A 13,703-nucleotide genomic window follows, 5' to 3' on the forward strand; every position below is an offset into this window, starting at 1 on the left:
CACGCTCTGCGTGGGAATGCCGCCTCGGACGCTCCGCGTCCCGCTGTTAGTGCGTGGCTTGGCGACGCGGAGCGTCACAGGATGCATTCCCACGCAGAGCGTGGGAACGATCGTCAAAAAACGACTACCGCTGTACTCGGTCCCACGGTTGAAACCCGATCCAATGTGGGAGCTGGCTTGCCTGCGAAAGCGCCAGTCAGCTCACCACACCGGCCCAGGCCTAAATCCGAAACCCTTGATAACCCTCAACCCACTTCTGCTGCTCAGCCAACGCCACCTTCAACCGCCCAATCTGCTCTCTCACCCGCTCCGGCGCCGTGCCACCCCACCCACTGCGCGCCGCAATCGCCGCCTCCAGGGTCAGGCACTCACGCACCTCAGGCAGCAACCTCGCGTCCACCTGCGCCAACATCGCCGGCGAGGCTTCCCACAGCTCAATCTCATGCTGCTCACAGGCCTGCACCAACGCGCCGGTAATCTCATGCGCCTCTTTAAACGGCACACCGCGAGTGGCCAACCAATCCGCCACCTCGGTCGCCAAGGTGAAGCCCATCGGTGCCTGGCGTCGCAGTTCTTCCACCTGCACCTGCATGGTTGCCACCATCCCGGCCATCGCCGGCAGCACCAGCAGCAAGGTGTCGACGCTGTCCAGCACACTGTGTTTGTCTTCACTCAAATCGCGGTTGTACGACAGCGGCAAGGATTTGAGTGTCGACATCAACCCGGTCAGGTTGCCAATCAAACGCCCAGCCTTGCCCCGCGCCAATTCGGCGATGTCCGGGTTCTTTTTCTGCGGCATGATCGAGCTGCCGGTGGCGTAGGCATCGTCCAGCACCACCCAGCGAAACTGGCGCGACGACCACAGGCAAAACTCCTCCGACAGCCGCGAAATACTCACCCCGAGCATGCCCGCCACAAACAGGAATTCCGCCACATGGTCACGGCTGGCGACGGCATCGATGGAGTTTTCGCACGGCCCGGTGTAGCCCATTTCCTTGGCCGAATGCTCAGGCTGGCGTGCAATGGCAGAACCGGCCATCGCCGCGGCACCCAACGGCGACAATGCCGTGCGCGCATCCCAATCCACCAACCGTTGCACATCACGCAGCATCGACTGGGCGTGGGCCAACAAGTGATGGGCAAACACAATCGGTTGCGCCTGCTGCAAATGGGTGAACCCTGGGCAAATGCTGTCGATGTGCTGCTCGGCCTGCTCCACCAGCGCCTGCTGCAAACCCAACACCTCGCTGGTGAGAGTGCGCGCATGGTCGCGCAGGAACAGACGCAGGTCATTGGCGGTTTGGTCGTTACGCGAACGCCCGGCGCGCAACTTGCCGCCCAGGGCGCCCAGGCGCTCGGTCAATACGCGTTCGATAAAAGTGTGTACGTCCTCGTCATCCAGGGTTGGATGCAGGCGCCCGGCGGCGAAATCGTCACCGATACGGTCCAGGGCTTCGAGGGTGCGCAAGGTCTCCGACTCATCCAGCAAACCGGCGCGCTGCAACTCACGGGCATGGGCACGGGAGCCGGCCAGGTCGTAGGGCGTCAGGCGGAAATAGCGCTCGGGGCAGCGCGACAACGCCGCCAAGGCAGCAGACGGACCGGTCTTGAAACGCGCGCCCCAAAGGCGATCGGTGGGCTGGGACATCGGTATTCCTCACGCTTTTTTTTAGAAGAGTCGGAGGCAGTAAAAATAAGATTTCAACTAGACTGAACCAGCGTCTGACGCGCCGTATTCAAGGTTGCCAAGGGCGGATGTTTATGTTCATTATCGCCGCCTGGCTATGTTCAAGGATTGGGTTGAAGCCTGTTGAATATGGCACTTGAGGTCAACGCGTATTATGGAAACCCCACTTTCCACTTCTGGAAACGTACCGCCAAAACCCGGCACACGACCGCCCTTGCAACTGAGCGGGCTGGACTTCAAATTGCTGCGCGTGTTCATGGCCGTGGTCGAAGCTGGCGGCTTCAGCGCCGCACAAAACGAGCTGAATGTGGGCCTGGCGGCCATCAGTAAACAGATCTCCGACCTCGAAATTCGCATCGGCATGCGCCTGTGCACACGGGGCCGCGAAGGATTCGGCCTGACCGAAGAAGGCAAATTGGTGTATCAAGCGTCCATCGAGTTATTTACCTCGGTAGACAGTTTTCGCGACAAGCTTAGTTCGGCGCAAAACGAGCTGATTGGCGACCTTAGTGTCGGCGTTATTGATAACACCGTGTCCGACGTTAATTCGCCGCTAATTAACGCATTAGGGAAACTACACAGCGAATCGCCAAAAATTAGATTGCGCCTGCATGCCTCGCAGTTGGACGAAGTTGAGCGCGGCGTGGTGGAAGGGCGGCTGATTGTCGGCATCGTGCCGGTGTACCAGCGCCGAGAAGAATTCGACTACTTCCCCCTCTACGAAGAAAAAGCCCACGCCTACTGCGCCGTAGGACACCCGCTGTTCAACGCGAGCGACATCACCCCAGAGGTGCTGCGCCAATACGAAGTGGTCAACCACCGGTACGCGATCCATAGCGACAAAGCCAACTTCGTCACCTACGACAGCCAGTCCGCGTCGGCCTCACAGGTGGAAGCCGTGGCCATCCTGATCCTCACCGGCCGCTTCCTGGGCTTCCTGCCGGAACACTACGCAGCGCCACTGGTCAGGGAAGGGCGCCTGCGCCCAATGTGCCCGGAACAGGTTCACCTGAGCACGGCGTTTAACCTGATTTTGCGCCATAACGCGCCGAGAAGCCCGATGGTGAAAGCGTTTGCGACGGCGCTGGGCGTGGACCTGAGATCTCCCGTGTAATCCGTTTATTGATTTGAAATTGGATTGATTTCTAACGGCTCTAAAAAACTGTCAGATCTGACAGTTCCAGGGCGGTTTCTCTTGGCTCAATCATGGAGGTCCATTATTTCAGTCGAGGAAGCGCCATTATGAAAATGCCAGTTCGTAAACTCAGCAGTTGCGTTGCAACCTGTCTGATGATGTTTACGTGTGCAGCGTATGCCGCAGATGCTACGTATTCTTGCAGGTCCGTCTCGACGAAAGGGCCTCTCACTACTGTGACGGCAAGCTCTCAAGCGGATGCAGAGAAAAAGGCTTCCGAAATGTATAGCGGCCGCGCCTTCAGTTGTACCAAGCAATAACGATGCTGATCGTCCCCATAAGAAAGCGTTAGTACACGGTAAAAATCAGAGGGGGAGTTTTCTCCCTCTCTAATGAAGGCGAGTTCAAACGTGTTAATGGCTGGATCGTGGATTACAGCATCAGGCACCGATGCAGTTCGCCATCCAGCCTCACATCGACCCACTGTGGGAGCTCACGAGCCCCAGCGAGGCAGCGATGGGATCGACTCGGGTTCCCCGTCGACCCCATCCACCCGCATCACCGCTGCAACTTGGCGCGCTTCTTCTTCGAATGAAAATGCCGAAAATGCGCATCCTGCGCCGCCGCCAGCAACTCCCGATCCCCACGCGTATCGCCCCAGGCCCGTAGCCGATACTCGCCCAAATCCCCATACACCGCCTCAAGGCGCAGCACCTTGTTCTCACAGCGGCAATTATTCCCCGTGAGCTTGCCCGTCAACACCCCGTCGACCACCTCAAGCTCAGTGCCGATCAACTTGATGCCCAGCCGATTCGCAAACGGCTGCAACACCAACGCCGGCGACGCCGAACACAGCGTCACCACCGCTCCCGACTTCACCTCATCCGCCACCGACTGCAAACCACTCGGGCGCATCAACTTGCCCCAGGTGCGCTGGCAATACGCCTCAGCCTGCTGCTGCACCCACGCCTTCTCCACGCCCGTCATAAAGGTGCGGATCAACTGCGCCTTCAACTCATCCCGGCTGATCTGCTGCAGCAAAAAACGCAGCCCAGGCACGGCGAGTTTGACCATCCGGCCGTAGAACTCAACGGGGCCAAAGGCGAATTTGAGGAAGGGCACGAAACTGTCGTGGTGGGTGAGGGTGCCGTCGAAGTCAAAGACGGAGAGTACTTTGGCGTCGATGGGGCCGGCTTCGAGCATGTCTGGGTTCACGGGTGGTCCTTGATCAGGTGGGGCGATTTCATAGCGTTCTGACTGGCGCTTGCCTGCCGGGGTTCAGGTTGATGGTTCAGCCGGGTCGCTGCGGGTCAGCCTCTGCGCTCTTCTTTGTGCGTGCGACGGTCACTACGTTTATGGCGATACGAGTTTACTACCCCTGAGCCAGGATTGGGGCTTCTGAGGTTCCGGCACGCTCACTCGAGAATGAGTGCAGGTAGTTCGTGCAAGTGTTTGGGCTGATTGATTGAACTGCGGGTTGAATTTCCTACATACCACTCGTACCACTTAAAGCGAACTTTCCGATATCTCCTATTTGCTATTTTTCGTATGGTAAATGCAAAAAACAACAAGGCGTTAACCCTATGGCAAACCACGGCTACATGACCATCAGCGGCAAATTCCAAGGTCTGATTTCTGCCAAGTGTTCGACTCAAGACTCTATCGGCAACAAGTGGCAGGAGGGGCACTGCGACGAGATAATGGTGCTGTCCTTCCACCATAATATGGCTAACAGGGGCAACGTCAGGACGTCGAGTCATGGGCCGATTGCCATTACCAAAAATATCGACAAATCGTCACCCTTGCTGGCGGTAGCGCTTTCCAACAGGGAAGAGCTCAACTGCGTCATTAATTTTTACCGTATCGCCCAATCGGGCTGGCATGAAAAATACTACAGCGTCGATATTCGAGGCTGCATCATCACTGACCTCACTGTCGACGTACCGCATTCTGTTTTGCATATTGATGCAGAGGCACAAGAGCATGTTGCGCTTAAATATCGCGAAATAATCTGGACTCATCATCAGGCGGGAACAAGTGGCTTCAGTACTTGGGAGGCAGGCCGGTGAACACAAAAGATGAAGAACGGAAACCTACCTTTCAAGACCTCTGGGTGGTTAGTCAGGCTGCGGCGTATCTGACTAACCAGGCTTGTACGATAAGCGCTCGGAATATAAATGATGGGATTGTTCGGCTGCAATTTAATCGGGAGGTGGCTTATTACGCGCGGAGTATTGTTAGGGAAGTTGAGGAAGGCAGAAAAACTGTTGATCAGGGATTGAAAGAAATAAAGCACGAACAAGAAAGCCTCCTAAACCAATCCCTTGAGGTGGGGAGGAAAGGCATCGGGGTTATCGCGGGCGCACTTCAGTTTGCGACGGGGGCAGGAATTTGCTACGCCTCAGTCGGTACGCTGTGTTTGCTGGCGGGCATCCCGATTATGGCGCACGGCGCTAATAATATTTATGAGAGCGGTAGAAATTTAATTGATGAGGCTTCAGATGCAGTGGGGCCGGTGAGGAGCGGGTATCGCGAGACAGCAAGATCGCTTGGGTATGGTGAGCGTGAAGGCGACCTAGCCTACGGTGGCGCGGATATAGGATTGTCAATGTACGGTCTTGGCAGGCTTGTGATTAAACCTGACGCATGGCGATTATTTAGATACATAAGAGGAGATAAAGTACGGGCTTATGAAACTATGGGGGCGGTGCCGTTAGGGTTGGAAGCTTTTATCGATTATGAAACTGGCAGGCAAATATATAAAAGGCTTGATGAATGATTGTGTTTTGGTCGATGTTGTTTGTGATGGGGGGCGTATGGTCCGCTTATGCTCTGAAAAGGAGGTTTTCTGGGTGTGATTTGAATCATATAAAGCTCTATTTTTGCGTGGTCTATAACGGCTATTTTGTGGTGTCCTATATTGAGGTGATTAAGTATGGCGAGTTTCCTTTTTTTGGGATTAGGACTGATTTTATTATTCAATATCCAATCATCGGGTGGTTTGCCTTTTTCGGCATATTGGCTCACGGATTTGCACTTCCGACGAAGTGGAAGGCTAGCGATAGTTCTGAACGAAAAAAAGAGGAAGACCGATAAGAAGGCCGTCCGAGCTTCAGCTCGGGCGACCCAAATATGAAAGCTCAGCGCACCGAATGACCTGAAGGCCGGAAATATTCCGCGATCTTCTGCAGCCAGTTTCTACTCGGCGGCGCCCTGTGGCGAGTCCTGTTGAGCAGTAGATATGGCATATCTCGTAACCGAATCCAGCCTTCATCCTGCCAATGCAGAAGGCTCAACGACATTTCGGGCCAATCAAGCAAGCTCAGCATCGGACGGTCTGTAGATCGTGGTTGATGCTTGTCACGCAATGTAGGCACCACTTGATGGGTCAACCATTCACGCAACAGGCGATGTCCTGGTGAGTAGTGGTACACCAGCAATGCATATACGCCGGATTCGCTGATCATCAGCATGTTCTCAGGCTGGCCGTGATAGCAGATATCCAGTGTCTGCCGCTGATCCTCATCGAGCTTGCTCACCATTCGCTCAGCCAGATAAAGCCCCATCAGGCGACCAAGGTCACGAGCACAGAACCATGGCTGGTTCTCCAGCAGCAGGGCATGCATTTGCAGGTTTTGGCGAGTGAATACGGTAGGTTCATACATGGCACACCTCCGGATTGGAGGGTGTTGGAGAAATGGTGCGGGTACTGCGAATGACCTTCGCAGATGATGCAAAGTATCCAGGCATTTCCGTTACCTCTGGTTGCTTTCTTAGGGCATGCGTTATGGGTGTCGGGAGCTAAGAAACCCACCAGAGACGGGCCGGACATATTCCCCTTTCGGGTCTTGTATTCGCCCACTCCCGACATAACGGGGATTTTTCACAGGCGTAGAGAAACCGCTGGCGAAAAAAAGCCGCATGGCTGTCGGGTGCGGAGGACCGCTCTGGTTGAGGCGTTTCTTAGGCGCCGGACCGCAGCCTAGGGTGGCAGAGCATCGTCGTCAAGCCTCCTCGTTCGCGAGGTTGATAGATCTGGCTCACCATTGATGCAATACTTTCTACAGTACTCAGTTATTCAGGCTATGGAGGATCCAATGGCCAAATTTTCGGTGCGCGCACGTGCAGTGGATATGCTCGGGCGACAACAGATAGCCGGTATACCTACAGCAATTCACGAGCTGTTCAAAAACTCCCATGATGCCTATGCAACTAGGGTGGAGGCTGATTTTATTAGGAGTCAGAGGCTGCTAATAATTCGTGATAATGGCCTTGGTATGACGCTAGAAGATTTCACTAATAAATGGCTAGCGTTAGGGACAGAAAGCAAACTTGGATTGAACAAAGACCCTGCTAAAGTATGGACTGGTCCCAAAGAGCTGCCATATCGTCCTGTGTTGGGAGAAAAAGGTATTGGTCGATTGGCCATTGCTACTATTGCACCTATAACATTTGCAATGTCTCGTGCAGTTAGAGAAAATGGTTGTGAGAATATTGTCGCCTCCTTGGTATGCTGGGAGCTATTTGAAGTTCCAGGTTTGAATATAGATCAAATTGAGGTGCCGGTGGAGCAGTTTTTAGGGCTGCCGACAGCTTCAGATATAAAGATGATGCTGCAAAAAGTAATTGATAATGCTGAATTGATATTGCCGCTAAATTCAGAAAAGCGTACGCAAATTCTTGAGAATTTACATAGCTACAGTCTGGATGTGGTTGCCTATGATAGATGGTTCGCATCTATCGCAGTTGCTGAAGACGATGACGCGAAAAGCCTTTCGCTTGAAGGTCTTAACTATGGAACGCATTTTTATCTAAGTCCTACTGATGAAATACTAAGTGTCGATGTCGATGAAGATGAGCAAACTAGAGATGCTCCACCTTTAAAACGTGTTTTGCTCGGCTTTGGTAACGCTATGCAAGACGGAATTGACCCACCAATTAAAGCTGAGTTTAGGGATCATAAGCCATCAGGTTTGGTGAATGAGCTTATTTTAGGTGACAGCTTCTTTAATGAGCGCGACTTATTAAAGGCGGATCATCTGTTTGAAGGTCGATTTGACGAATTTGGTCAGTTTGTAGGTACTTTAAATATATATAAAGGTGTCGCAGAGCCCTACGTATTGAACTGGCCTGGAAATGGCGGAAAGCAGACTGAGTGTGGTGCATTTACTGTTCGGTTGGCTGCAGTGCAAGGAAGAAGTTCTGAGTCGTTGTTGGATCCTGAAACTCATAAAGAGATGATGGATAAACTTTGGCGATATGGCGGATTCTACGTTTACAGGGACGGAATTCGCGTTCTTCCATATGGGCAATCAGATTATGATTGGCTGAGAATTGAAAATAGGCGGACTTTAGCTGCAAAAGATTGGTTTTTTTCCCACAGGCGCATGATTGGTTACGTAGCAATTGATAGCTCGGAGAACTCTACGTTAATCGAAAAAGCTGGTCGAGAAGGGTTTCGTGAGAACAAGGCGTTTAGACAGTTTCGGGCAATATTAGAAAATTGGTTGAAAGAGCTGGCTAAAGATTATTTTCGGGAGCGAGCGGAACACGGGAGCGAATTTAGAGAGACGCGTGCGGAACTTCAGACTAAAGCGGATTTGCTAATTCGAAGAAGTAAACAGGTCGCAGGTAGGCGAAATGAATTCAAGATTTCACTAGGTAAAATATTCGACAGTATAAATAGAGGTGATCCGTCCTCGGCAGTTATAAAGATAATTGAAGGTTTAAAATCTAACTTGTGTTCGTTGGATAATGCTTTTCCTGAGTTTATAAGCACGGACTCGACAGAGTTTGAGCAGCAGGCATATCGTGATGTCGATAGTTTAGAGAAAGGGTTGTTGCTATCGAGGCCTAGAACCTTCAGTCCTAGTAAAGAGGATAGTGAGGCGTTCAATAATTACGTAGAATGGTTTGAGAATTTCCGTATTTCTGAGCTTGAGCCCGCCAGGAAGCAGGTTGCTGAAATAGTTTCCGTTTTTAGAAGTCGATTTGATATTAAGATTCAACAGCGTGACAGAGCTGTGCTCGCCATTAATGCGGAAAAAAACGAAGCCATGAAAAACCTTCGGCAGATGCGTTCTGACGCCGAAGCTGAACTGTCTCGTGTGGATTACGATATTAAGCAATTGCTAAAGAGTAGTTTTGATCAGTTTAAAAATGCGGCCGAAGAAGTTGTAATTGATTTGAATAGGTCTGATTTAGATGGACTTACAAGCGCAGAAGCATTTTTGCGTCAGAGGGAACTCGAGTTACGTATGGTCTCTCAGTTATCATCTAAAAAACAAATTTTTGAATCGATATTTAGACAGCTGCAAGGGTTTCGAGTTGATGTGTCTGAACGTACCACGCCAGAAGAAACTATCGCTGCGTTAGAAGCAAGAATTTCCGAGCTGGAAGATCAGGTGTCATTGTACAATGATCTCGCTCAAGCAGGAGGTGCAGTTGGGATTATTGGACATGAGCTGGATAACGTCGTTGGTGGCATCCGTGATTCCATTCGCGAGATTAAACCTTGGGCCGATGGTACTGCTGGGCTAGATGAGGCTTATGAGAAATTAAGGGTTAATTTTGATCATGTCGATGGTTATTTATCGCTGTTTGCTCCCCTGAGTAGGAGGGTAAGAAGGAATCTTGTTGATGTCACTGGGGCGATGATTCTGCGTTACCTTCAAGATGCCTTTATTGATAGGCTTAAAAAAACAGGGATAGAGCTAATAGTTACTAAGGATTTTGAGAGATTCTCTATTAATACTTATGCATCTACAGTTTTAGCTAGCTTTGTAAATGTTATAGATAATGCTATTTTCTGGATAGTATCGTACAGAGAGTCGGATAAGTGGATTAAGCTCGATGCCGACTCTAAAGGGTTTACGATAGAAAACGGTGGCCCAGGTATTCCAGTACGAATCGCAAACCAAATATTTGATTTTGGGGTTTCGATGAAACCAAATGGAAGGGGGATGGGACTTTCTGTGTCGCGAGATGCTTTGAAGAGCGTTGGTCTTGACCTAGAGTTAATTAGCAGTGGGGTAGATAGGTCGCCAGTTTTTAGGATCGCGAAGGAAGTTATGGATGTTATGGAGAATAATGATGTCTGAGGCCGCTAATAGTTTTTTTGATCACTGCACAAAGTCCGCGCTTAACTTTGTTCGCACTGTTTTGATTGCAGATAATCAACCTTTCGTGTCTCCATCCTTGCCCGAACCTCCTAAAGTGGCTGCCCGGAAGTCTAGTTTGTTTCCTGGTGTAGTGTCGTCGCAAGAAGTTGATAGCTCTCAGGGCGGGTTAAACGAGGACGAGGCGAGTGGGTCAGGTACGTATGGAAATCATGATATTGATCTGAGAGAGATTGTTAACTCTTTCTCTCGACTTGGTCTGGTTTGTGGCTCTTACTTGCCTGATAATAAAACTGCTCGCGATGAAATTGTCGATACTACATTTTTAGCAGCGAAGTTCGCAGATATATCCATAATTGATTGGCAGTTGGAGGTGGATAATTCACAAGCTGCAATTGGTGTAATAAGAAAACTTCTTGAATACGATCTTGAAGTTGGTGGAAGGTTAAGGCTTGTTTTAGTTTACACAGGGGAGCCCGATTTGGAGTCTGCAGCGGCAGAGCTAGAAAAGGGGTTGGGACACCTGGCTAGAGTATGCGACACGAATAAGCGTCTCCTTAATTCAGAAAGCGCAAGAATTCGATTTATAAACAAGCCAACTCGTAAGGATTATACTAATAATCCCGACGTGGTTTCTTGGCGTGATCTCCCTACACGAGCAATCAAAGAGTTTACAATCCTCTCTCAAGGGCTTCTTAAGGCCTTTGCGCTGGATAGTATTGCTGCGATTAGAAATGATACCCATCGACTACTGGCACAGTTTTCCCCGTGTATGGATGGGGTATTTGCTGGGCAAAGATCTACAGCTTCCGATCCCGACGATGCAGGGCGATTATTGACGGATGTCATTCTTTCTGAGTTTTCTATAACTGTTAATAAAGCGAAAATTGCAGAAAGAGTTGTTGGAAAGGCGGGGTCTGTTCTTTGGTTGGGTACCCAGACGGGTCTCCAGGAAACTAATGTTAATATTTCATTTAACGCCGAAGGAAGGGATATTTCAAAGCTAAATAGTGCATCCAAAATACAATTGGTTGAGGACGGTTTTTCAGGATTAAAAAAGTTGGGGGGGCAGCAGGGAGGGCTAAAGGTTTGTAATTCTTTTTTCAAGTCTGATGAGGAGTCAGAAAAAGCCCATAAAGACTTTTCTGTGCTTTCTACTTTGGCTAGACATTCCGGAGTAGGAGTTGCGAGGGTTGTGGATACGCCACCCATACTTACGTTAGGGGTTGTGCTTCGTTCACTTGAACCGATAGTAGATACTAATATTTTTGAGTATATTTTGTGCCTGCAGCCTAAATGCGATGCTGTTCGTTTGGATGTTTTAACAAATCCTCGGGGCTTTTCTTTTGTGGAGATCGTTCAATGTTCTTCTGGTTATGAACTTGTGCTTCCGATAGAAAGCACTTGTGAAACCTTTAATTTACCTTATAAAGATCTTATCATTAGGACCATAAGATTCGCCGCGTCTGCTGGGCGTTCAGTGGTTGCCGCTGAAAAAGAAGATTCGCGATGGGTCTTTACGGATAGCAGTGGGAAAAAATGGAGGTGGATAGCTGAGTTAAGGGAGCAGAACTCTTTAAGTCTTGTAAACAAAATTATGAGTTCATTGACAAGGGTAGGTCTCAATCAGTCTGAATGGCTTAGGCTTCAGTCGAGCAAATAATGTCAATAGATACTGTTAAAATTATTGAGCAAGACCAGCGACCTTTAGCAATTGATTTTTTTAGCGGCTCAGGTTCAGTTAGTGCTGCTCTAAAGAAAGCCGGGTTTAAAGTGGCGGCGGCGTTGGATATTGATCCGAATGCGGCTGCTACTTATAAACTAAATCATCCTGAGGTTAGGTTTTTTAATGACGATATTCGTAGAGTCAATCCTCGGGATTTGCTTCATGAAATCAGTGGTAATGGGTTAGAGTTGCTTGCTATTTGTGCTCCTTGCCAACCTTTTAGTTCTCAGAATAGAAAGCGAAATACCGACGACAGCCGTATTCCTTTGCTTTTAGAAGCATTGCCATTCGTTGAGCTTTTAAGGCCTAAGTATATCTGGGTGGAAAATGTTCCGGGATTGGGTTCTTCAAAAACTATTGTAAAGCTTCAGAAAAGCCTTAAAGTGCTAGGGTATAGTTTTAATCAGCCGGCGCGGATTGACGCGGCAAATCTGGGCGTGCCGCAGAGACGTATTAGATTTGTTTTTTTTGCTTCCCTTGACGCACGTGGGTGTGATTCATTTGAGTTGGTTGCGAAATTAAAGTTGGAGACTAGGGATGTACGTTTTGCCTTTAAGGGATTAAGTCCCTGTTCAAATGAATCGAATGTCACCGATCCTTTGCATACTTCTCGACGCCATAGTGAGCTTACCTTGAGGAGACTCAGTGCCATTCCCGCAGATGGTGGTAGTCGCTCATCTCTACCATTCGATCTTCAGTTGGCATGTCATAAAAAACTTTCAGAAAATTCTTTTCCTGATGTATATGGCCGCATGAAATGGACTTCGCCTGCTCCGACATTAACCACAGGATGTACCGATGTAACTAGAGGGCGATTTGCACATCCCGAAGAAAACAGGGCCATAACTTTGCGTGAGGCGGCAAGGCTTCAAACATTTCCTGACGACTATAAGTTTTTTGGTAATAAGTCTCAAATTGCCCTTCAAATAGGGAATGCAGTTCCTATGGATATGGCATATGAAATGTTCACTAGGATCATAAATTTTGACTAATTTTTAAGATTTGTATTTTAAGTAATTATTTTTCGAAAAAAAAGGCCTCATTTGAAGGCCTTTTTTGTATAAAGTATGTTGTAAGTAATGTGTTACAAAATCAATCCCAGCTCAGCGCACCACCAGTCTGATACTCGATCACACGAGTCTCAAAGAAGTTTTTCTCCTTCTTCAAGTCCATAATCTCGCTCATCCACGGGAACGGATTCGTCGTCCCTGGGTATTCTTCTTTAAGACCAATCTGCGACAACCGACGATTAGCAATAAACTTCAGGTAATCCTCCATCATCGCCGCATTCATGCCCAACACCCCACGTGGCATGGTATCGCGCGCATATTCAATCTCCAGTTGCGTGCCCTGCAGAATCATCTGGGTCGCTTCTTCCTTCATTTCAGCATCCCACAAATGCGGGTTTTCGATTTTGATCTGGTTGATCACATCGATACCGAAGTTCAGGTGCATCGACTCATCGCGCAGGATGTACTGGAACTGTTCGGCCACGCCGGTCATTTTGTTGCGGCGGCCCATGGATAGGATCTGGGTGAAGCCGCAGTAGAAGAAGATGCCTTCCAGGACGCAGTAGTAGGCGACCAGGTTGCGCAGCAGTTCTTTGTCGGTTTCGACGGTGCCGGTTTCGAACTTCGGATCGGAGATGGAGCGGGTGTATTTGAGGCCCCAGGCGGCTTTTTTAGCGACCGATGGAATCTCGTGGTACATGTTGAAGATCTCGCCTTCATCCATGGCCAACGATTCGATGCAGTACTGGTAGGCGTGGGTGTGGATCGCTTCTTCGAAGGCCTGGCGCAGGATGTACTGGCGGCACTCCGGGTTGGTGATCAGGCGGTACACGGCCAGGACCAGGTTGTTGGCAACCAGCGAGTCGGCGGTGGAGAAGAAGCCGAGGTTGCGCATGACGATGCGGCGTTCGTCGTCGGTGAGGCCTTCGGGGTTTTTCCACAGGGCGATGTCGGCGGTCATGTTGACCTCTTGCGGCATCCAGTGGTTGGCGCAGCCGTCGAGGTACTTTTGCCAGGCCCAGTCGTA

The 13,703-nt window shown here is 49.9% G+C and carries 10 protein-coding genes; 6 read left to right on the plus strand and 4 right to left on the minus strand.

The window, feature by feature from the left end:
* Positions 1–220: 220 nt before the first annotated feature.
* Positions 221–1,648 carry an argininosuccinate lyase gene (gene argH / locus BLV67_RS31565; protein ID WP_069787036.1) on the minus strand — a complete coding sequence of 476 codons (1,428 nt, stop codon included), beginning with the start codon at positions 1,646–1,648 and terminating at the stop codon, positions 221–223.
* A 193-nt stretch (positions 1,649–1,841) separates the two neighbouring features.
* Between argH and BLV67_RS31570 the strand changes: the two genes are divergently transcribed.
* On the plus strand, positions 1,842–2,801 hold the full coding sequence (locus BLV67_RS31570; protein WP_069787037.1) for a LysR family transcriptional regulator: 960 nt from the start codon (positions 1,842–1,844) through the stop codon (positions 2,799–2,801).
* A 579-nt stretch (positions 2,802–3,380) separates the two neighbouring features.
* Here the strand turns inward: BLV67_RS31570 and BLV67_RS31575 are convergent.
* Positions 3,381–4,025 (minus strand): HAD-IB family hydrolase, encoded by a 645-nt coding sequence (locus BLV67_RS31575; RefSeq protein WP_069787038.1) that lies wholly within the window; start codon positions 4,023–4,025, stop codon positions 3,381–3,383.
* Positions 4,026–4,405: 380 nt separating this feature from the next.
* On the opposite strand from BLV67_RS31575, the gene BLV67_RS31580 reads away from it, so the two are divergent.
* Together BLV67_RS31580 and BLV67_RS31585 are read left to right on the plus strand one after the other, a co-directional pair.
* Positions 4,406–4,891, plus strand: a complete 486-nt coding sequence (locus tag BLV67_RS31580) for an Hcp family type VI secretion system effector (protein WP_069787039.1) — start codon at positions 4,406–4,408, stop codon at positions 4,889–4,891.
* Positions 4,888–5,601, plus strand: coding sequence for a DUF4225 domain-containing protein (locus BLV67_RS31585; protein ID WP_069787040.1), 714 nt, complete (start codon positions 4,888–4,890; stop codon positions 5,599–5,601). Before BLV67_RS31580 ends, BLV67_RS31585 begins: the two co-directional genes overlap by 4 nt.
* A gap of 361 nt (positions 5,602–5,962) precedes the next feature.
* On the opposite strand, the gene BLV67_RS31595 is transcribed toward BLV67_RS31585, so the two are convergent.
* The gene (locus BLV67_RS31595) at positions 5,963–6,487 is read right to left on the minus strand and encodes a BRO-N domain-containing protein (protein WP_069787042.1); all 525 of its coding nucleotides are present in this window, start codon (positions 6,485–6,487) and stop codon (positions 5,963–5,965) included.
* A 432-nt stretch (positions 6,488–6,919) separates the two neighbouring features.
* Between BLV67_RS31595 and BLV67_RS31600 the strand changes: the two genes are divergently transcribed.
* Genes BLV67_RS31600 through BLV67_RS31605 form a run of 3 tightly spaced genes read left to right on the plus strand, consistent with a single transcriptional unit; the run spans position 6,920 to position 12,658 of the window.
* Complete coding sequence (locus BLV67_RS31600; protein ID WP_069787043.1) at positions 6,920–9,922, plus strand: ATP-binding protein; 3,003 nt, start codon at positions 6,920–6,922, stop codon at positions 9,920–9,922.
* Positions 9,915–11,603: a response regulator receiver domain gene (locus tag BLV67_RS32820; RefSeq protein ID WP_141722724.1), complete on the plus strand. Its 1,689-nt coding sequence runs from the start codon at positions 9,915–9,917 to the stop codon at positions 11,601–11,603. Before BLV67_RS31600 ends, BLV67_RS32820 begins: the two co-directional genes overlap by 8 nt.
* On the plus strand, positions 11,603–12,658 hold the full coding sequence (locus tag BLV67_RS31605; protein ID WP_074854580.1) for a DNA cytosine methyltransferase: 1,056 nt from the start codon (positions 11,603–11,605) through the stop codon (positions 12,656–12,658). The genes BLV67_RS32820 and BLV67_RS31605 overlap by 1 nt, the downstream gene beginning before the upstream one ends.
* 100 nt (positions 12,659–12,758) lie before the next feature.
* Here BLV67_RS31605 and BLV67_RS31610 read toward each other — a convergent pair.
* Positions 12,759–13,703, minus strand: a 945-nt coding sequence (locus tag BLV67_RS31610) for a ribonucleotide-diphosphate reductase subunit beta (protein WP_074854581.1), incomplete at its 5' end; no start/stop codon positions are given.

This window comes from Pseudomonas salomonii, assembly GCF_900107155.1.
Lineage (GTDB): Bacteria > Pseudomonadota > Gammaproteobacteria > Pseudomonadales > Pseudomonadaceae > Aquipseudomonas > Aquipseudomonas salomonii.

Bases quoted from the DNA above. Each gene is read 5' to 3' on its own strand.
- argH (WP_069787036.1), bottom strand. From the start codon at position 1,648: ATGTCCCAGCCCACCGATCGCCTTTGGGGCGCGCGTTTCAAGACCGGT.
- BLV67_RS31570 (WP_069787037.1), top strand. From the start codon at position 1,842: ATGGAAACCCCACTTTCCACTTCTGGAAACGTACCGCCAAAACCCGGC.
- BLV67_RS31575 (WP_069787038.1), bottom strand. From the start codon at position 4,025: ATGCTCGAAGCCGGCCCCATCGACGCCAAAGTACTCTCCGTCTTTGAC.
- BLV67_RS31580 (WP_069787039.1), top strand. From the start codon at position 4,406: ATGGCAAACCACGGCTACATGACCATCAGCGGCAAATTCCAAGGTCTG.
- BLV67_RS31595 (WP_069787042.1), bottom strand. From the start codon at position 6,487: ATGTATGAACCTACCGTATTCACTCGCCAAAACCTGCAAATGCATGCC.
- BLV67_RS31600 (WP_069787043.1), top strand. From the start codon at position 6,920: ATGGCCAAATTTTCGGTGCGCGCACGTGCAGTGGATATGCTCGGGCGA.
- BLV67_RS32820 (WP_141722724.1), top strand. From the start codon at position 9,915: ATGTCTGAGGCCGCTAATAGTTTTTTTGATCACTGCACAAAGTCCGCG.
- BLV67_RS31605 (WP_074854580.1), top strand. From the start codon at position 11,603: ATGTCAATAGATACTGTTAAAATTATTGAGCAAGACCAGCGACCTTTA.